The organism is Paucibacter sp. Y2R2-4, assembly GCF_025717535.1.
In the GTDB taxonomy this organism is placed as follows: Bacteria; Pseudomonadota; Gammaproteobacteria; order Burkholderiales; family Burkholderiaceae_C; genus Paucibacter_A.
The window spans coordinates 1237059-1256344 of record NZ_JAJIRO010000001.1; the positions used below are offsets into that span (position 1 = coordinate 1237059).

12 protein-coding genes are annotated in these 19286 nt (G+C 60.8%); 5 read left to right on the forward strand and 7 right to left on the reverse strand.

The window, feature by feature from the left end; all coding sequences use genetic code 11:
- Positions 1 to 119: 119 nt before the first annotated feature.
- The 4 genes from LNV06_RS05375 to LNV06_RS05390 form a co-directional block, all read right to left on the reverse strand.
- Entirely contained in the window at positions 120 to 1727 is a 1608-nt protein-coding gene (locus LNV06_RS05375) for an ABC transporter substrate-binding protein (protein ID WP_411970074.1), read from the reverse strand.
- A gap of 125 nt (positions 1728 to 1852) precedes the next feature.
- On the reverse strand, positions 1853 to 3082 hold the full coding sequence (locus LNV06_RS05380) for a cyclic di-GMP phosphodiesterase (protein ID WP_263537182.1): 1230 nt from the start codon (positions 3080 to 3082) through the stop codon (positions 1853 to 1855).
- A gap of 158 nt (positions 3083 to 3240) precedes the next feature.
- On the reverse strand, positions 3241 to 4530 hold the full coding sequence (locus LNV06_RS05385; protein ID WP_263537183.1) for a cyclic di-GMP phosphodiesterase: 1290 nt from the start codon (positions 4528 to 4530) through the stop codon (positions 3241 to 3243).
- Between the two features lie 152 nt (positions 4531 to 4682).
- Positions 4683 to 5342 carry a c-type cytochrome gene (locus LNV06_RS05390; RefSeq protein WP_263537184.1) on the reverse strand — a complete coding sequence of 220 codons (660 nt, stop codon included), beginning with the start codon at positions 5340 to 5342 and terminating at the stop codon, positions 4683 to 4685.
- A gap of 87 nt (positions 5343 to 5429) precedes the next feature.
- Here LNV06_RS05390 and LNV06_RS05395 point away from each other — a divergent pair, with 87 nt between their 5' ends.
- Genes LNV06_RS05395 through LNV06_RS05405 form a run of 3 tightly spaced genes read left to right on the forward strand, consistent with a single transcriptional unit; the run spans position 5430 to position 8613 of the window.
- On the forward strand, positions 5430 to 6284 hold the full coding sequence (locus LNV06_RS05395; RefSeq protein ID WP_263537185.1) for an AAA family ATPase: 855 nt from the start codon (positions 5430 to 5432) through the stop codon (positions 6282 to 6284).
- Between the two features lie 11 nt (positions 6285 to 6295).
- On the forward strand, positions 6296 to 6508 hold the full coding sequence (locus LNV06_RS05400) for a hypothetical protein (RefSeq protein ID WP_263537186.1): 213 nt from the start codon (positions 6296 to 6298) through the stop codon (positions 6506 to 6508).
- Between the two features lie 38 nt (positions 6509 to 6546).
- On the forward strand, positions 6547 to 8613 hold the full coding sequence (locus LNV06_RS05405) for a S9 family peptidase (protein WP_263537187.1): 2067 nt from the start codon (positions 6547 to 6549) through the stop codon (positions 8611 to 8613).
- 11 nt (positions 8614 to 8624) lie between these two features.
- Here LNV06_RS05405 and LNV06_RS05410 read toward each other — a convergent pair whose 3' ends face one another.
- The 3 genes from LNV06_RS05410 to LNV06_RS05420 form a co-directional block, all read right to left on the reverse strand.
- Positions 8625 to 9905, reverse strand: coding sequence for a sensor domain-containing phosphodiesterase (locus LNV06_RS05410; RefSeq protein ID WP_263537188.1), 1281 nt, complete (start codon positions 9903 to 9905; stop codon positions 8625 to 8627).
- Between the two features lie 200 nt (positions 9906 to 10105).
- Entirely contained in the window at positions 10106 to 11605 is a 1500-nt protein-coding gene (locus LNV06_RS05415) for a ShlB/FhaC/HecB family hemolysin secretion/activation protein (protein ID WP_263537189.1), read from the reverse strand.
- 197 nt (positions 11606 to 11802) lie between these two features.
- On the reverse strand, positions 11803 to 15891 hold the full coding sequence (locus LNV06_RS05420) for an MBG domain-containing protein (RefSeq protein WP_263537190.1): 4089 nt from the start codon (positions 15889 to 15891) through the stop codon (positions 11803 to 11805).
- Positions 15892 to 16119: 228 nt separating this feature from the next.
- On the opposite strand from LNV06_RS05420, the gene LNV06_RS05425 reads away from it, so the two are divergent.
- Both LNV06_RS05425 and LNV06_RS05430 read left to right on the forward strand, forming a co-directional pair.
- Entirely contained in the window at positions 16120 to 17301 is a 1182-nt protein-coding gene (locus tag LNV06_RS05425) for a vWA domain-containing protein (protein ID WP_263537191.1), read from the forward strand.
- The gene (locus LNV06_RS05430) at positions 17298 to 19286 is read left to right on the forward strand and encodes an autotransporter assembly complex protein TamA (protein ID WP_263537192.1); all 1989 of its coding nucleotides are present in this window, start codon (positions 17298 to 17300) and stop codon (positions 19284 to 19286) included. The genes LNV06_RS05425 and LNV06_RS05430 overlap by 4 nt, the downstream gene beginning before the upstream one ends.

Genomic DNA, 19286 nt, shown 5'->3' on the forward strand with positions numbered 1-19286 from the left:
GGAGTGACGCGGAGAAAGAATGGGCATAGGAGGCTCGACACAAAGCTAGGCCTCTTGATGCTAAGGGCCTGTCCGCCCTATCCAAACCTCAAAAACAGCGAGGCTTTCGGCGCTTTCGTTCACTTGCCCAGTTTGACCCAGGAGATTTCAAGCCAGTTATCGGCCCGGTTGATCGCGGTGACCGAGCTGCGCGCGGCCCAGGGGATCATCTGGCGATGCAGCGGCAGCACATGGAACTGCTCTTTGTATTCCGTCAGTGCGGCCTTGATCAATTGCTCGCGCTTCTTGGCATCGGGCTCCACCGTGGACTGCGCTGCCAATGCATCGAATTTGTCGTTATGCACGCCGCCATAGTTGTAGGCACCGACCCCCTTCTCGCCGCGATTGCGGTAAACCGGGGTCATGATGGATTCAGCGTCGTTGATGGCGCCGCCCCAACCGTAGAGGAATAGACTGGTATCGAATTTCTCCAGCTTGGGAAAGAAAGTCACCCGCGGCATGGCGGAAACGCGCACTTTGATTTTGAGTTGCGCCCACATGGCGGCCAAGGCTTGGCAGATTTCTTCGTCATTGATGTAGCGGTTGTTGGGACAGTCCAGTGTGACTTCAAAGCCCTCCCCATAGCCCGCTTCCTGCATCAGCTTTCGAGCCGCAGTGATATCAAAGGGATAGCGCGCTTCCAACGCTGCGTCATTGAAGCTGGCCGCGGCGGACGGTGTTGGGCTGCCGGTGGGCAGGCTCAGGCCATTCATCAGTTTGACCCGCATGGCCTCCACATCAACGGCCTGATAAAGCGCTCGCCGCACGCGAACATCCTTGAAGGGGTTCTTGTCCGCGTTGGCCCCTGGCAGCTGGGCGTAGAGCAACTTGTCGCGCTGCTGGTCCATGCCGATGAAGATGATGCGGTTCTCCGGGCCATCGATCACTTTGACGCCGCTGGTGTTGCGCAGCCGGGGAATATCGCGCGGGGCCGGGTCGAGTACGAAGTCGATTTCCCCTGACACCAAGGCCGCCAAGCGTGTGGCGTCATTGCCAATCGGCGTGAACACCACCTCCTGCACATCGCCTTCGAACTTATTCCACCAAGCTGGGTTGCGCTTGAAGCTGGTTTTCACACCGGGCTGGCGCGACACCAGGATGTAGGGCCCGGTGCCATTCGCGTTCATGCTGGTATAGCTCTCTTCCTTGTTTTTGTAGTCCAAGGGGCGAGTGACTCGGTGTTTCTCGGACCAAGACTTGCTCATCATCCAGAGCGTGTCCAGATGCTGTAGAAATATCGGGTTATAGCTGCTGAGTTGAAACTCCACCGTGAGCTCGTCGAGCTTGCGCGGCGTACCCACGGCATTGGCGTAGACCGCAATTTGCGAGGTCGGCGCCGCAGCGCGCTGGATCGAGAACAGCACATCGTCTGCCGTGAAGGGCTGACCGTCGTGGAACTTGACGCCGGGCCGCAGCTTGAAGCGCCACAGCAAGGGCGAAACCTGAGTCCATTCACTGGCGAGACCGGGCACGATTTGGAGATTGCGGTCGCGGCGGGTCAGACGCTCATAGACCTGGCCATTGACCATATTGGTCATGCTCTCGTTTTGCGAGTGTGGGTCCATGGTCTGCGGATCGCCCTGGCTGGCCCAGCGCAGGGTTTGCGCCTGCGTCGGCATCGACACAGCGATCAAGCCCCAACACAGCGCAGCCGCCAGCAGAATCGAATTCTCTTGCCGCTTCCTCATCCCCATGGCCGGACTCCCTCCAATCGATTGAGGCCGAGTTTAGGCATGCGCCTCGGGCCTTGGGCCTGGGCTTACCCTGTGGCGGGTCTATTCAGCGCAAGAGTGCCGAGGAGAAGCCAGTGCCATCAGGCCTGACGCCAGATGTCCTCGAGATGCGGAAAGCCCCATTCCTGCGGCGACTCGCGCCCGAGCACTCGGTCCTTAGCACCACTGGCCGACAGGTCCAGCGTCTGCACCGGGATGGGCATCTTGGAGCGGGTCGAATAAAACACCCGTACCACCGGCGCGGCCAGGTTGAGCGGGTTCAGATCGGTCACCACCGCCAGTCGCCCCGACTCCAGCCGCACCAGACTGCCGACCGGATAGATGCCGACGCTGGCCACAAAGGCCTTGAAGATGGCGGGATCGAAATGCCCTTTCCAGCCCGCCATGCGTTGGATGGAACCCGCCGGGTCCCAGGCTGCTTTGTAAGGGCGTGTCGAGGTGATGGCGTCATACACATCACAGACCGCCCCCATGCGCGCCAGCAAGCTGATCTGCTCCCCTTGCAGTTGATGTGGGTAGCCGCTGCCGTCGATCTTTTCATGATGATGCAAACACACCTCGAGCGCGGCCGCCGGCACGGCAGCGCCCTGCTTAAGCATCTCGAAACCACGCTCTGGGTGGGTGCGAATCACATTGAATTCCGACTCACTCAGCTGACCCGGCTTGTTCAACACGTCTTGTGGCATGGCCATCTTGCCAATGTCGTGCAAGAGCCCGGCCAGACCGGCCTCGCGCGACTGCGCCTCATCCAGGCCGAGACGCCGCGCCAGCGAGACCATCAAGGCACAGACCGCCACCGAGTGCATATAGGTGTAGTTGTCCTTGGTCTTCAGCCGCGCCAGGCTGATCAAGGCGGAGGGGTTGCGAGCCACCGAGTCGGCCACTTCTTCCACAATGGGCAGACACTGCTCGGTATCGACGGCACGCCCCATGCGGGCCTCGCCAAACAAGGACAGGACCGCCTGACGAGAACGGTTCACCACCTGCGCGGCTCGTTCGACTTCGGCGCCCATGCTGAGGCGGGCTTGAGGGGCCGCGGCCGGGGCGGCAGGTGCCGACGTCGCCACCATCTCCTGCACGGGCAATTCAAACGGCAGCGGTGCAGCAGCCGTCTTGACCGCGCCCACATCGTCACCCTTGCTGCAATCGATCCAGACCATGGCCACGCCGCTGGTCAACAAGAGCTCCAGATCGCCCTGCTCTTGCAACAAGAACTTGGTCTTCCAAAAAGGATGCGACAGCCACGACCCTTCCAGGGACTGGATATACATGCCCAACTGGACTTGTTGGGTGGGTATTTTTTTCAGCATGTGAGGGACGAGAAGCCGTAGCTCTGGCGAGCTTGAGCCGCGCAGTATCCCTTGGCACCAGACCAATGCAAGACCGGATCAAGCGCTGTTTGTGAGGGCTCATTCCGGGATGCCCGGCCCATTGCTTAGGGCGGGCTCAGGACGCGCTCAGAACTGAATCAAGACTTGCGCCAGATATCGTCCAGATGGGTGAAGCCCCAATCTTGCGGGGACTCACGCGAGATCACCCGGTCGCCGGCCGAAGCTTCGGACAGGTCCAGGGTCTGCACCGAGATCGGCAGCTTGGAGCGGGTCGAGAAAAACACCCGCACCACCGGAGCCGCCAGGTTCTGCTGATTCAGGTCGACCACCACCGCCAAACGGCCGGACTCCAATTTGACCAAGCTCCCCACCGGATAGATGCCCACACACATAACGAAAGCCTTGAACACCACCGGATCGAACTGCCCGGTCCACTGCGCCATGCGCTGGATGGAACCGGCGGGATCCCAGGCGGTTTTGTAAGGCCGCGTCGAAGTCACGGCGTCATAGACATCACAGACCGCCCCCATGCGTGCCAGCAAGCTGATTTGCTCACCCTTGAGTCGCTTGGGGTAGCCGGTGCCATCCATTTTTTCATGGTGATGCAGGCAGACATCGAGCGCGGCATCGGGCACTCCGCCGCTGTCCTTCAGGATTTGGTAGCCACGCACCGGATGCGAACGGATCACATTGAACTCGGCGTCAGTCAACTGCCCGGCCTTGTTCAAAATCTCCAGCGGCATGGCCATCTTGCCGATGTCATGCAGCAGACCGGCCATGCCGGCTTCACGCATCTCTTGCTCGTCCATACCCAGCTGACGGCCCAGGGACACCATCAGGGCGCAGACCGCCACCGAGTGCATATAGGTGTAATCGTCTTTGGTCTTGAGCCGGGCCAGACTGATCAGGGCCGAAGGATTGCGCGACACCGAATTGGCGATTTCTTCCACCAGCGGCAGGCATTGCTCGGCGCTGACCGAATTGCCCATGCGCGCCTCGCCGAACAGCGCCATCACCTGTTCACGCGAGCGGTTCATCAGCTGCGTGGCATGCTCGATCTCCGCACTCAGGCTGACTTTTGTCTGCGGCTTGGGTCGCTCGATGGGGAGTGTGAACTTGGGGGGGACTGGCGGCTTGAGTTCGATCTGCGGTGCGGCAACTTGTGGCGCAGCGTTTGATTCAGAGGGGGCCGCTGCAGCCACGGCTTCAGCGGGCGCACTGGCCGGCGGGGCTTCGGCTGCAACATCGCCGCCCTTGCTGACGTCGATCCACACCGCCGGCACGCCACTATTCTTCAGCGCCGCCAAGTCTGCCGCATCGCGCAAGACAAACTTGGTCTTCCAGAATGGATGTGACAGCCAAGAGCCCTCCATCGACTGGAGATACATGCCCAGCTCGACTTGTTCAGTAGGAATTCTCTTGAGCATTGTTCGCCAAAAACTCAGATCTTCAACTCAGGGGCCAGGTCCAAGTATCACCCGATCATCGCCCGTGCTTCGTGCCAGAGTGCACAAAAAAACCGCCTCAAGGGCGGTTTTCTTTTTCATTGTTTCGAACGAAGGGCTTGCCCCCACTCGAATCAACGGAACTTGTTTTGCGGCACGGTGCGCAACTCGCTCGGCAAGGAGGCCAAGTATTTAGCCAGTGCCTTCAATTCAGCAGCGCTGAATTGCTTGACCTGACCCGCCATGATGGCGTTGCTACGGCCAACCACTGCTTGGCCTTCGGTTTGATACGACTTCAGGGCCACATTCAGATAGTCGGCGTGTTGGCCGGCGATCTTGGGGTAGGCGCCGTCAATCGGCTTGCTGAAGTTGGCGCCGTGGCAGGATACGCAAGCGCCTTTGGTCAAGAGCTCAGCCACTTGAGCCGAAGGAGCCGGCACGGTCTCAGCCACCGGCGGCACGCCGGCTTGAGTTTCGTAGAAGGCAGAGATATCGGTGATGTCCTGCTCGGTCAGGCTCAGGGCGATGCCGCGCATGGTGGGGTGCTTGCGCTCGCCCTTGGCATAAGCCGTCAGCGCGGAGGCGATGTACTTGGCGTTTTGGCCAGCAATCATCGGCACCTTGTGCACTTCGGGGAAGCTGGCCTGATAGCCCGGGATGCCGTGGCAGCCGATGCACATGGCAATCTTGGTCTGCACAGCCGGCGCGGTCGATGCCGCCTCCTTGGCTTGAACGGTAGCGGCGGCGCCCAACAGCGTGGCCAAGGCGAGCGAGATCTGCAGCAGTTTTTTCATGGTCCCGGGGGTCTTGATCTTGTACCGACGGGCATTATAGGGGGGCACTTATACTGAATCATCACCTTTTAGAGTTTGATCTAAACCATGAAATTTGAAGGCTCGGAACAGTACGTCGCCACGCCCGACCTGATGTTGGCCGTCAACGCCGCAGCCACGCTGCAAAGGCCTTTGTTGATCAAGGGCGAACCCGGCACTGGCAAGACCATGCTGGCCGAGGAAGTGGCGCGCGCTTTGGGCATGCCTTTGTTGCAATGGCATATCAAGTCCACCACCAAGGCCCAACAAGGCCTGTATGAGTATGACGCGGTCAGCCGACTGCGCGACAGCCAGCTCTCGGGCATTGAAGGCGCCGAAAAGGTGCGCAATATCGAGAACTACATCGTCAAGGGCGTGCTCTGGCAAGCCTTTGAGGCCGATCGCCCGGTGGTGCTCTTGATCGATGAGATCGACAAGGCCGACATTGAATTCCCCAACGATCTCTTGCGCGAGATCGACCGCATGGAGTTCTATGTCTACGAGACGCGCCAACTGGTCAAGGCGCGCCACCGCCCCCTGGTCTTCATCACCTCGAACAATGAGAAAGAGTTGCCCGACGCCTTTTTGCGCCGCTGCTTCTTCCACTACATCAAGTTCCCCGAGGCGCAGACCATGCAAGCCATCGTGGATGTGCACTTCCCTGGTCTGAAGCAAGACTTGCTGGCGGCGGCGCTGCGCACCTTCTTTGAAGTGCGCGGCCTGCCCGGCCTGAAGAAGAAGCCCTCCACTTCGGAATTGCTGGACTGGCTGAAGCTGCTGGTGGCCGAAGACATTCCAACCGAAACGCTTTTGCTCAAGGATGACAAGGTCACGGTGCCGCCCCTGGTGGGAGCCTTGCTGAAGAACGAGCAAGACCTGACCCTGTTTGAGAAGCTGGTGCAAATGCAGCGCCACAACCGCTGAAGGCCCGGCGCATGGAACCGCAATTGAAAAAATCTGCGCTTGAAGGCTTGGCGGACGCGGCCGGCTTTGTGCTGGGCGCCTTGGCCGGTTGGCAACTCGGCGCCGCGCTCGGCTTTGATTGCATCAATACGCCCGGCTGGGCGATGCCGCAAATCATCGGTTTGATTTTGATCGTGCTCGGATGCGGCGCAGGGCGCTGGCTGTTCCGGCGCCTGCTGGCCTGATTGATTGGCAAACCCCTACTCCTGGAGCACTGCGGACCATGGCGAAAGACAAAGCCTCGAAGAAGTCGACGTTTGATGTGCAAGCCCTGTGGCAGATGCTGCGGGTTGGCGCCCCTAGCTTGTCGCCCGACGGCGCGCAGGTGGTGGCCGGCGTCACACAGTATTCGATGGACAGCAACAAAAGCCAGTCCAGCCTCTATCTTTTGTCCACCTTTGGCGGCGAGCCGCGTCGACTCACCAGCGCCGGCGATAAAGATGGCGCGCCGCAATGGAGCCCCGCCGGCGACCAGATCGCCTTCATCGCCAAGCGCGAGCAAGAAGGCCGCAAGGACGAAGAAGCCCAGCTCTATCTGATTGCCCCGGACGGCGGCGAGGCTCGACGCATCGTTGACGTCGCCACCGGCGTGGAGTCCTTCAAATGGTTCCCCGATGGGCGCCGAATCGCCTGCATTTCTTGGGTCTGGCCCGAGCTGAAAGGCAATAAGGCGCAGGCTCAGGCCATGGCCGCCTTCAAGGCCCGCAAAGAAACGGGATACGTCACCAGCGAGACCTTCTACCGCTATTGGGACCACCAAATCCCCATGGGACGCGTCGCCCATCTTTTGATTGTTGATGTGCGCAGCGGCAAGGTGCAGGACTTGTTCGAGGGCACGGATTTCGAGCTGGGCCGGGCCGACCCCGATGCCACTAGCTTTGATATCTCGCCCGATGGCCGCCGCATCGTCTTCGCCTATGACCCAGCCCTTGAAAAAAAGGTCGGCAACAACTTCGCACTGGCCGAAGTCGAGCTGAAGAGCCGGACTTTCCGCACCCTGTTGCAAGACCAGGCTTGGACCTTCCAGGCGCCGCGCTACAGTCATGCGGGCCAGCATCTGGCCTTTCTGGCCAGCCATCAAGGGCTGAAGCACACCATGCCCTCGCAGCTGGCCATTCTCGACACCCATGGCCGTTGGGCCGCGGTCTCGGAACATTGGGACCGCGAAGTGACCGCGCCGCTGCAATGGGCCGATGACGATGCGTCCCTGTTGTTTTGTGCCGAAGAAAAAGGCCGCCGCCATCTTTGGCGCTTTGCGCTGCCGATTGATGGCGCCCTGCCCCAAGCGCAGATCGAATTTGAAGGCGGTCATGCGGCCAGCTTTGCCGCCGCAGCCGGCGTGATCGTGGTCAATCACGACAGCGTGCGCTTTCCTGCGCGCTTGTCGGTGTTGGACGAGCAGCAGGTGCCGCAGCGCATTGAAACTTTCAATGATGAGTTGCTGGCTGCCTTTGAGCTGCCCGCGGCTGAGGAGCTATTCTTCAAGGGCGCGCAGGGCGACTCGGTGCAGATGTGGCTCAGCATGCCGCCCGGCTTCGATGCCAAGAAAAAGTATCCACTGATGCACGTCATCCACGGCGGCCCGCACACGGCCGCGGGCGATGTTTGGCATTGGCGCTGGAACGCACAGCTCTTCGCCGCCGAGGGCTATGTGGTGGCCAACGTCAACTACCACGGCTCCTCCAGCTTCGGCCACGCCTTCCTCGACTCCATCACCCACCGCTGGGGCGAGCTGGAGTTGCAAGACATCGAAGCCGCCACCGACTATCTGCTGAAAAAACCATGGGCTGACAAACAACGCGTCTTCGCCACGGGCGGCAGCTATGGCGGCTTCATGGTGGCCTGGATGAACGGGCACGTCGAGCCAGGGCGTTATCAAGCCTATGTCTGCCATGCCGGCTGCTACGACTGGCAAGCCATGTTTGCCGACGACGCCTACACCTGGCATGCCAAGGAGCTGGGGGCCAACTATTGGGACGACCCTGCCAAGATTGCGGCGCAAAGCCCGCACAGCTTTGCCCAGCATATGCACACGCCAACGCTGGTGATTCACGGGGCGCAAGACTTCCGAGTGCCGGATGCGCAAGGCCTGGCCTACTACAACACCTTGAAAGCGCGCGGCGTCGATGCGCGCCTGCTGTGGTTCCCGGACGAGAACCATTGGGTGCTCAAGCCGCAAAACAGCCGGCTTTGGTATGGCGAGTTTTTTGACTGGCTGAAGAAATACGACTCCCAGGCGGACAAGCCCAAGGCCAGGCGATCCAAAGAAGCCAAGCGCAAAAAGAGCTGAAACGGGCCGAGCTACTCGGCTTGCCCCCAATCAGCATCCCCACACAGCACCCGCAAGCGCCCGTCCTGCCAAAACGCCACCGAAACGGTGATGCACAGGCGGGCACCATGCAGGCTCAAGTAAGGGCGCGTGACTTGCACCTCGCCAATGCTGGCCAGCGCGCGGCGGAAATAAGGCCGGCGCGCCCAGCGAGCATCTCCGGCCCGTTCCAGCGGAGCAAAGCGCTCTTCGGTCGCTTGCACCACACCGTCCGGCAACTCGCGCAGGCCCAACTCCCGGCCCTGTTCATCCAGCAGATAGCAAAGCTGAGCCCCTTGCAAACGCAAGAAGGCTTCGCAGGCGACACGCAGTTCGCGCCCTTGTTGCAAGGGCAAAAGCGCCAAAGCCATCGCAGTTCGGTAAGGCGCCACCCGCTCTTCATAGCGTTGCCGCCCTTGCAGATGTGTGGCATCAAACAACTCCCAGACATCTTCAATCAAGGGCGAGATCTCACCCGCGGCGCGCAAGTCCGCCTGCGGCCGCCCAAAGGCATAGCCTTGCACCAGATCGATGTCGGCATCCAGTGCCAGCTGCGCCTCTTCGCGGGTCTCGATGCCCTCCAGCAGCACCAGGGCGCCGCACTCATGCAGCAAAGACACCATATGCGTCATCACCCGCGCCATGCGGTGCGAATGGCTGGCTTGCTGCAAGAGGCCGCGGTCAAGCTTGACGATCTCTGGCTTGATGCGCCAGATGCGATCAAAGTTGGAGTGCCCCGCGCCAAAGTCATCCAACGCCAGCAGACAACCGGTACGCCGCGCCGCCTCCACGGCATGTTCGAACTTTTCATCCTGCGCCATCACGTCTTCGGTCACTTCAAAGACCAGGCGGTTCATCGGCAGGCCCAGTTGCTGCACCACCTCCACCGCCTGGGTCAGCATCTCCGCATGGCGCGCCGCATGCACGAACACGGCGGGGTGCACATTCAAGAACAGCCAGCAGTCGGGTATGCGCTGTTCCACGAAGTTATGCACATGCAATAGACGACACAGACGGTCCAGATGCACCTGCTCTTCAAAACTGCCCACACGCTCAAAGGCATGCAGCGGTGACAAGGCCTGACCCTGTGCATCGCTGACCCGGATCAAGGCCTCGTACCCTACCGGGCGGCGGTGCGGAAAGCTGTAAATCGGCTGGAAATGGCTGCGCAAGACCTGATCGGCATGGCGGGCCTGCCAACGGCCGGGCTGATCGGGCTCTTCGGCCATCGCCCCATAAAGCGCCGTCAACATCTGCTCGACTTCTGGATTCATGCATCGCCCTTTCTTGCAGTGCATGCAGTCTGGCACAAGAGAAAGAGCATGTGGCGGCGCCGGGGAATCAAAACCGATGGGCCGGCGCGCGGCCTCGCGCTCAGAAGCTGCCAATGCAACCCAGAGTTCACTGGGCTGCCGCGCAAGCGCATGCCGCAGAGCCTCGTTGGAGCGCCTTTGCCACTCGCGAGGCCGCGAGCTCAGATGCGGTAGTTCACTCCGATCCAAGCCTGCGGCTGTTTGTTCGAACTGGTGTCGGCCTGTGGCGTTCCGCCATGGCCACGCCAAGCCAAGCTGGCGTCCAACTCAAACCCTTGGAATTGCGCCCTGACACCCAGACCGGCACCGCTGAGCATGCGGCTGTTGGATGCGGTTTGCGGCGTCGGCGTCTTGTTGATCTGGACCTTGCCGGCGTCATACAGCACATAGGGCACCACGCTGCCCAATGCGTAGCGCAGTTCCATTTGCGTCATCCAACCTTGATCACCGGTGGCTTCGCCATTCGGGTAGCTGCGCACGCCGCTGGCGCCACCCAAGGTGATGCGCTCGCTGGAGTCAAGATTCTTGTCACTCATTTGAGCGCTGACACGGCCATAGAAGCTCAGGCCCGCGATGCCGAGATTCTGCAAGCGCAGCAGGTCAAAGTTGACTTTCGAGAATCGACCCAGCGTGCGATTTTCGTCCACAGGAATTTGTGGACCAGCGAACTTGAGCTTGCCCAGGGTCAGCGTCACATTGCCAAAGCTAAGCCCGCCTTCACCCATGCCATCACGAAGATCAAAGTCAAAGCCCAGAACCGCCGCATCGGTGGATTTGCCTTCGCTGATGTTGCCCTTGTTGTCTTGCAGGCGTTTGTGCTGGTATGCCGCAGAGGCCTTCAGATTGGCTTGGTTCGAGCGCAGCAAGGGATAGCTCAGGCCCACATTGCTGACTTTGGCGGTGCCGGTGGCATTGGCACTGGCGAACTCTTTGCCCAGTTGATAGTCCGTATGGGCATAGCTGAGGGTGCCGCGCAAACCCTTGTCGCCCAGCGGCGTGTTGTAGGCCAAGCTGCCCAGCCACAGCTTCTCATCGCTGACCAAGGTACGAAGACTGATCTGGTCACCCAGCCGCAAGGGGCTGTTCCAGTCGACATTGAATTGCAGGCGATTGCGACCGCTATAACGATTGCCGTGGTTGTCGGCGCCTAGGCTGAGGGCCCAAGCCTGGGTTCGCGTGACTTCGACCTCCAAGTCCCCGCTGCCGACTTTGCTGCCGGGTTGCATCAAGGGCGTAACCCGCAGCCCCGGTTGGTCGCCCAGAATCAAGGTGGCGCGCTCAAGGGGAGCGCTGGCAATCACACTGCCCACTTGAATTGCGCTCAGAAATTGCTCGGCCTGGGCGGCCCACGCGGGGTCGGCAGCGACGACGCGAATCTGGCCGTACTCCCCTTCCAAAACCTGGATGCGCAAGAGCCCGTCGCTTACATCTTGGGGCGGCAAATAGGCCCGCGCAAACAAAAAGCCGCGTTGCTGATAGAAGCTGCTGACTCGATCAGCCAAGTCACGAAGACCCGCCAAATCAAATGATTTGCCTGGCGCATCGGCAAGCAATGTTGCCAGCGTGGCGCTGTCGATCACTGTGTTGCCCGCGATCTGTACACCGCTGATCAGCACCTGCCTGCCGCCGGGCAGCACAAGATCGCTGCGGGGCGTCGGCATCGTGAGCCTAGGGGCTTGCCGCTGCGGCTCTGGGACTCGCTTGAGCTCTTGAGAAAGCTGCCCGGCATCAGGCGGTGTCTGCGCGCGCGCGGCATGAGCGGCCATGCTTGCGATCAAGGCCAAACTGGCCAAGCGAAGGAGTTGCACGCCTCGGTCTTCAGAGGCAATGCTGCTGATAGGTTTGATGGCTTTTCTCATTATTCTTTCCCGCCTTCTTGAGTGTTCGCTGGAGTGATACGGATTTCCGGCAGCTTGATACCGCCGCCGACCACCAGCATTCGCAAGCTGCCCGTCGAGCCCATCGAAGCGGTGTTGTCAGGCAATGGAGGCGCAGCGCCAGCACTGCGGGTGCTCGTTCCACTGGAATCCCCGGCAGTACTGCCCGTTGGGGCGGCAGGCACGTCGATCATGGTGAACGCGCCGTTGCCGAAATTTGGCACGGTCAGCGCCGGAGGCATGGAAATGACATTGGTGGCTGAGGGCGTGTTGCCCGCAATCACATTGGCATTGACCGCCGGCGCAATCACCAAGCTCGAGTCAATTGCAGTGATGGCGTAGTTGCCATTGTTCAAGCCTTGGGCGCTGATGGCATGGCTGCCAATACTCTCGCCGGCGGCCCGGCTGAGCGCCCCACCGAGGCGGTCGCCGCTCACCAAGTTTCCGCTGCTGATTTGATAACTGAGAGCGGGGTCCGCTTCACCGTAGGTTTTGTTCTTGGCATCAGCGGTCACCGTGATCGGGCGCGGCGTGATGCTCAACACGCCGTTTTGCGCGGTGATCAGGTAGTTGCCATTCGCCAGGCTGGAGGCATCGATGGCGTAGCTGCCGACATTGCTGCCGGCGGTGCGCGTCAAAGCACCCGACAAGCTGTCGCTGCCGACCAGATCGCCCGAAGTCACGGCATAAGTCAGCGCCGGATCGGCATTGCCATAGACCTTGCTCTTGGCATCGGCGGTCACCGTGATGGGGCGCGGTGTGATGCTCAACACGCCGTTTTGCGCGGTGACCAGGTAGTTGCCATTGGCAAGGGCCGAAGCGTCGATGGTGTAGCTGCCGACATTGCTGCCGGGTGCTCGCGTCAAGGCACCCGACAAGCTGTCGTCACCAACCAAATTTCCTGCCGTAACGGCATAACTCAACGCAGGATCAGCATTGCCATAGACCTTGCTCTTGGCATCGGCTGTGACCGTGATCGGGCGCGGCGTGATGCTCAACACGCCGTTCTGCGCGGTGATCAGGTAGTTGCCATTCGCCAGGCTGGAGGCATCGATGGTGTAGCTGCCGACATTGCTGCCGGGTGCTCGCGTCAAGGCACCGGACAGGCTGTCGCTGCCGACCAAATTGCCCACCGTGACGGCATACGTCAACACCGGATCGGCATTGCCATAAACCTTGCTCTTGGCATCGGCCGTCACCGTGATCGGCCGAGGATCTATGGTCAGAGCGCCATCAAGGAATTGAATCGCATAGTTCGCGCTGCTCAGGCCTTGCGGCCGAATCGTGTAGGCGCTACCCACGTTGATGGCGCCTTGACTTGTCCCGGTATAACCCAGCGTGCCCGAGAGCACACTGCTCGTCTCTGAGCCCACAAAGCCACTGTAGCTGACGCCCGCGCCGCCGCTGTAGCTGGCGCCATCGTAGGTCTTGCGGGCATTATTGGCGCTGATCGTGAGCGGTGCCGGACTGATCAACAAGCTGCCCAGCGTGTTGCCGGAGGCTGCCGTGGAGTAGCCGGATTTCAGGACTTCGACCGACAGACCTGTGTAACTCCCTGCATTGGCCAGACCTGAGACCACCGAACCGCCGAGTTTGAACTGGTAGTCCGTCCCTGCGACCCAGCCGGTGTAGCCACTTCCGAACACAACGCCAGGGGCCCACAAGCTGTACAGATCGTATGCCCCGCCTTTGTAGACCACGCTGAGAGGCGCCAACGTGTAACTGACGGCGATCACACTCGGAGCGCTAATGCCACCAACGGCGACATCGATGGGCCGATTGTCCAGTCCGGTGGTGATGTTGAAACTGGAGCTAGCCCCTGGGGCCAGCGTTCCGGGTTTGAACAAGATGCCCATGCCCGTGTCCGCGGTCTCGTTATTGCCTTTCACTTGCGAGGCGGCACGGGTCACCATCCCCGCCAAAGTGCCACCGAAAAACTGCGATCCAAAGCCGACGCTGGAGTTCGCGTTGCTGGAGTAATAAAAGATCTTCGCCGTGCTGCCGCCGGACAGGGTGGCATAGGCATCACCCGCGGCACTGGTGGCCGAAACCACGTTGTAGGCGTCGCCAGCGGCGCGCGTGTTGTCAATCGATTGCTTGGTGGTGTAGCCGCCGCCCTGGTCGACGGTGTTGTCGGGGTCAAAGCTGCGAATGAAGGTGACATTGTTCAAGGTGGCGCTGCCGACATTTTCCAAAGCCACATCATTGGTGAAATATCGTTGGCCCGAGACCAGCTTCATCGTCTGCGTGACCTTTAAATTGCCAGCCAAGGTCGCGCTCACTTCGGTGCCAATTGCACCATCGCTGCCGACACCGAGCAATCGATAGACTGCCCCATTGGCTGATGTGGCGAAGTTGGCTCCCGAGGTGGCGGTGCCAGCAATGTCATAACCGGCGGTGAAACGCTCCTCAGGAGAACCCGGTAGAAAGTAGTCGATGCGCAGGTCGGTGCCGACGCCGAAGCCATCGGCATCGCCGGTCATGCCGATGCCCGATAAGCCCGGCTTGCGTCCGAAAAACAGACTGGGTTTATTGCTTGCGCCCAGCTTGCCGCCGAGCGCTTTGTTGATGCCGATTTCGATGTATTGATTGCCGAGAAACAGATCGCCGTTGACGCTGGCATAGCGCAGACCGTTGGCGGCGCTGCCCTTGCGCCATTGCTGTGACCAACCGGTGACCGAGGCGGCACCGGCCTGGGTATAAACGCTGCTGCCGCCGTCCGCTGCAGCTTGGCCAAACAAGAAAATTACGCCGCCGGCAGAAGCGTTGGAAGAGCTGATGTTGGCGTTGACATTGATATTGTTTTGAGCGGTCAGTGTGAGTGTGGTGTTCGCACTCCAACTCACCGGATCATTGACAAAGATGTCTCCATTGCCACCCGCGCTCCCCTGGGTGGCGGTGGAGATCGTCACATTGCCACTGGCCAGATCGGTACCGAGTTGACTACCCGTGATGTTGCCGCCGCTGGCAGCAATCGTGTAGTCATTGGGGTCAATCAACCAAGTACCACTGCGCCCGGCGGCAGCGTAGGTTGTGACGACACGGCCTTGATGGAAATCAACCCGCGCCGCGCTGGTCTCCACAAAACCGCCAGCCCCGCCCTGCGGCGCACTGGCATCGAGACGCCCGCCCACGAGAATGCGGTCTTTTTCCATCCCACCCATCAAGTAGATCTGGCCTGTTTCGCCGGTAGCCAGCGTCTGCGCTTCAGTGACCCCGGTGTGATTGATCACCGTGCTGGCCAGGCGACCCGCAGCCTTGGCAGTCAAATACACCAAGCCACCGTCGGCTTTGATTGCCCCGCCTTGCTCGATCAAGGCATCGATGGCCGCTTCATCCACCTTCAACTTGACCGGCCCACCCAGGTCGAGCACGACTTTTGAGCCCGCCCCGACCAGCACCTGGCCGCCCGGCGCAGCGATGCTGCCGCTATTGCTCACCTTGGCTGCAATCAGAGCGACGGCTCCGCCAGGCGCGGCGCTGATCCGCCCTTGATTGATGATGGCGTTGCCGCTGTTACCCCTGAAGTGATAGCGGCCCGCGAGGAAGTCTGGGGTATCCAACTGCAAGGTGCTGGCAACCAGCGCGCCGACATTGACTTGCGCTGTGGGGGTGAACAAGACCCCGTTGGGGTTCAGCAAGAAGACTTGGCCATTGGCGTTCAAGGCACCCTGGATACGAGAGACCTCGTTCCCAATGACGCGATTCAAGGCCACCGAGCTGCTCGAAGGCTGAACGAAATTGACCGTATGACCTGCGCCGATATTGAAGCTGCGCCAATCGGTCGCCAGCAAGGCGCTGTTTTGCTGCACCGTCAGAACATTGCCGACACGGCTGATCTGCGCCTGACCGGCCACGACTTGGGCGCCACTGGGCAGCGAAGCCGAACCAGTCGCCTGGGCGCTGACCATGCCCGCCGCAAAGCAAGCACTCATGCAAAGCACCAGATCGCGCAAGCGATTCGGTGCTTGGGACCGGCGGCATGCGCGGCGGCCGCCTAGGCCTTTGGCCCCCAATTCCGCTTTAAAAACAAGGGCGGCGCTCAAGGCCGCATCGTTTCGATCGTTCATTGAAGGCTCCAAAGTCGGCAGTGCGCGTGCACTTGCAACTCGCCATATCGGCAAAATTTCATGATCCTTGAGTGTTTTCTGCTCAGTAGTTGCTTGATTTCGAAAACAGCCGGCCTTGACGACACCATTTCGGACTTGACCGCACCGGCCTGAATCGTGCAGCGCCAAGGCCCGTGGATAATCCTTGCACTGGCCCCGCGAGGCCGCTTTGTTCCCGACCGGGCTGTCATGCTGATCAAGTTCTTCTACACCCTGCGCGCTGCCAAACTTCCGGTCTCGGTCCGGGAGTTTTTGACGCTGCTGGAGGGGCTGAAGGCCGGGGTGATAGGCGCCGATGGGCCACCGTCCATCGATGACTTCTATTTCCTGGCCCGCACCAGCTTGGTCAAGGACGAAGCCCATTTCGACAAGTTCGACCGTGCTTTTGGCGCCTATTTCAAGGGCGTAGAGCTGTTGACCGACTTCAGCCAGGACCTGCCGCTGGAATGGCTACGCAGCCATTTGGAGCTGGAGCTCACGCCGGAGCAAAAAGCGGCGGTCGAGAAAATGGGCTGGGACGAGTTGATGGAAACGCTGAAGAAGCGTTTTGAAGAACAAAAAGAACGCCACGAGGGCGGCAACAAGTGGATTGGTACCGGCGGCACCAGTCCTTTTGGCAATAGCGGCTACAACCCGCAAGGCATTCGTATCGGCGGGGCCAGCCGCAACAAGAGTGCCGTCAAGGTCTGGGAACAACGCGCATACAAAGACTATGACGACCAGCTGGAGCTGGGCACCCGCAATATCAAGGTTGCGCTGCGCCGCCTGCGCCGCTTTGCGCGCGAAGGCTCGGAGCTGGAGCTGAACCTGGACGACACCATCCACAAGACCGCCGCCAACGCCGGCTTCTTGGACATTCGCATGCAGCCGGAGCGCCACAACAAGGTCAAGGTGCTGCTGCTGATGGATGTGGGCGGCACCATGGACGAGCATATCCACCGAGTTGAAGAGTTATTCTCGGCCGCCAAGAGCGAGTTCAAACACCTGGAGTTCTATTACTTCCACAACTGCGTCTATGACTTTGTGTGGAAAAACAACCGCCGCCGTTTCGCAGAGAAGACCGCCACCTGGGACATCATTCGCAAATACAACCGTGACTACAAGCTGGTCTTCGTCGGTGATGCGACCATGAGCCCCTATGAAATCTTGCAGCCCGGCGGCAGCGTCGAATACAACAACGAAGAAGCCGGCGCCGAATGGCTGCAGCGGCTCACCAATGCCTTCCCCAAATACGCATGGATCAACCCCGAACCGCAGGGCGTTTGGCAGTACCGCCAAAGCGTGGCCCTGATTCAGCAATTGATGCAGCAGCGCATGTTCCCGCTGTCGCTCGCCGGGCTGGAAGGCGCCATGCGTTTGCTGAGCAAATGAAGCGTTTGGATTTCACTTTGCATCGCCAAGAAGTGGCGCAGCGGCGAGCCCCTTTGCTGAGAAGCCTGAGCAATTGCTTGCTGATCAGCGCCGGCCTGGCACTCTCGGGCTGCAGTGCGCTGCAAGAGCTCGGGCGAACGATCAAGCCCGATGAAGCCGCCAAGGCCAGTGGGGTAGCCAATCCCAGCGGCGCGCGTTTGATTGCCGAATACACACTGCAAGTGCAGGCCCCAGGCAAACTGAAAGACTTGTTGGAGGAGCATCTGGACCTGGCCCGCTTTCGCCGAGCGCCGGAAGATCAGCGCCTGAGCCTTCAAGAGCTTGGCCGTCTGAGCGCAGCCGCGCCTCAGCAGGCGCGCGCCTTGCTGGAGACCGAAGGCTATTTCAATGCCCAGGTCGAGGTGGAGCGCAGCGATTTACAGAGCCTGGAAGGCAGCCGCAACAGCAGCACGGAACGCCCCACCGTCACAGTCAAAGTGCAGCCGGGCCCACAGGCCAAGATCAGCGGCGTGGAGCTGAACTTTGCAGGGGAGTTGCTGGAACCCGCCCCCGAGACGGCGACGAGAACAGAGCCCAGCCCGGAATTCCTGGCCCGCAAGACCCGGCAACGCGAACGGCTGCGTCGCGATTGGGATTTAGGCCCCGGCGAAAACTTCAGCCAAGAGGCCTGGGGCAATGCCAAGTCGGCCTTGCTGAGCCGGGTGCGCACCCAGGGCTATCCACTGGCCCGCTGGAGCGACACCGCCGCGCAAGTCGATGCCGAAAGCAATACCGTGGAATTGGCCTTGACCCTGGACAGCGGGCCGCTGTTCCGCTTGGGTGAGATTCAAATCACCGGACTGAACCATCAGCCGGCCAGCGTGGTGGAACGACTGGCGGGCTTTGAGCCTGGCGATCCGTACAACGAACGCACGATGCTGGACTTCCAAGAACGCTTGCTCAAGACCACTTTGTTCGACTCGGCCAATGTCGACATTCGCCCCGATGCCGAAAATCCGGGCAATGCGGCGGCCAGCACTGTGTATGTACAGGTCAAAGAGTCGCCGCGCCAACAGGTCACCCTCAGCTTGGGTTTTGACACCGCCACCGGTCCACGCATTGGCGCCGACTACACCAACCGTCACCCTTTCGGCCTGGACATGCGCTCGCGCACCAAGCTCAAGCTCGGCAGCCAAGAAAGTTCGGCTGACATCGAGCTGAGCTCGCATCCCCTCAGCGATATGCAGCGCAATCTGGGCGCCTTTTTTGTCGAACGCCTGAGCCATGACGACACGGTCACGGTGAACGTGCGGGCCCGTCTGGGCCGCATCCGCGAAACCGAGCGTGAAGACCGCACCTATTACCTGGAAGCCTTGCGCGCTTTTGAAGACAAGCCCGGCAGTGATACCCATGCCGGCGCGGTTTCCGCCAATGTGCAATGGACTTGGCGCCGGGTGGACAACACCCTGCGCCCTACCAAGGGCTACACCGCCTCGGTGCTGGTGGGCGCCGGCTACGCCGACAGCTCGACCTATGACAACGGCTACTTCGGTCGCAGCCAGATCAAGCTCTATGGTTACTACCCCTTGCCGGGCGGCTGGTATGGCTCGGCCCGCACCGAATGGGGCCAGATCTTTGCCGCGCAAAGCGTGGGCTTGCCAGAAAAGCTGCGCTTTCGTACCGGCGGCGATGAGTCGGTGCGCGGCTATGGCTTTGAAGACTTGGGGCCGACGGACGCGCAAGGCAACCCCACCGGGGGACGGGTGCTGTGGAACGGCAGCGTTGAGCTGGCCCACGCCTTCATGCCGAGCCTGCCTGACTTGTTAGGTGCCGTGTTTGCCGACGCCGGCCAAGCCGCGCCCAACTGGAAGGACTTCAAGCCCACCACCAGCTTAGGCCTGGGCCTGCGCTACCGCAGCCCGCTGGGCACGCTGCGCCTGGACTATGCCCGCGCCACCGCGCTGCAACGTTGGCGCCTGCACTTCAGCGTGGGCATTGCCCTGTGA

Coding starts and splice junctions, on each gene's coding strand:
- LNV06_RS05380 (WP_263537182.1), bottom strand. CDS start 3,082: ATGCTGAAAAAAATACCCACCCAACAAGTCCAGTTGGGCATGTATATC.
- LNV06_RS05390 (WP_263537184.1), bottom strand. CDS start 5,342: ATGAAAAAACTGCTGCAGATCTCGCTCGCCTTGGCCACGCTGTTGGGC.
- LNV06_RS05375 (WP_411970074.1), bottom strand. CDS start 1,727: ATGAGGAAGCGGCAAGAGAATTCGATTCTGCTGGCGGCTGCGCTGTGT.
- LNV06_RS05405 (WP_263537187.1), top strand. CDS start 6,547: ATGGCGAAAGACAAAGCCTCGAAGAAGTCGACGTTTGATGTGCAAGCC.
- LNV06_RS05385 (WP_263537183.1), bottom strand. CDS start 4,530: ATGCTCAAGAGAATTCCTACTGAACAAGTCGAGCTGGGCATGTATCTC.
- LNV06_RS05410 (WP_263537188.1), bottom strand. CDS start 9,905: ATGAATCCAGAAGTCGAGCAGATGTTGACGGCGCTTTATGGGGCGATG.
- LNV06_RS05400 (WP_263537186.1), top strand. CDS start 6,296: ATGGAACCGCAATTGAAAAAATCTGCGCTTGAAGGCTTGGCGGACGCG.
- LNV06_RS05425 (WP_263537191.1), top strand. CDS start 16,120: ATGCTGATCAAGTTCTTCTACACCCTGCGCGCTGCCAAACTTCCGGTC.
- LNV06_RS05420 (WP_263537190.1), bottom strand. CDS start 15,891: ATGAACGATCGAAACGATGCGGCCTTGAGCGCCGCCCTTGTTTTTAAA.
- LNV06_RS05395 (WP_263537185.1), top strand. CDS start 5,430: ATGAAATTTGAAGGCTCGGAACAGTACGTCGCCACGCCCGACCTGATG.
- LNV06_RS05430 (WP_263537192.1), top strand. CDS start 17,298: ATGAAGCGTTTGGATTTCACTTTGCATCGCCAAGAAGTGGCGCAGCGG.
- LNV06_RS05415 (WP_263537189.1), bottom strand. CDS start 11,605: ATGCCGACGCCCCGCAGCGATCTTGTGCTGCCCGGCGGCAGGCAGGTG.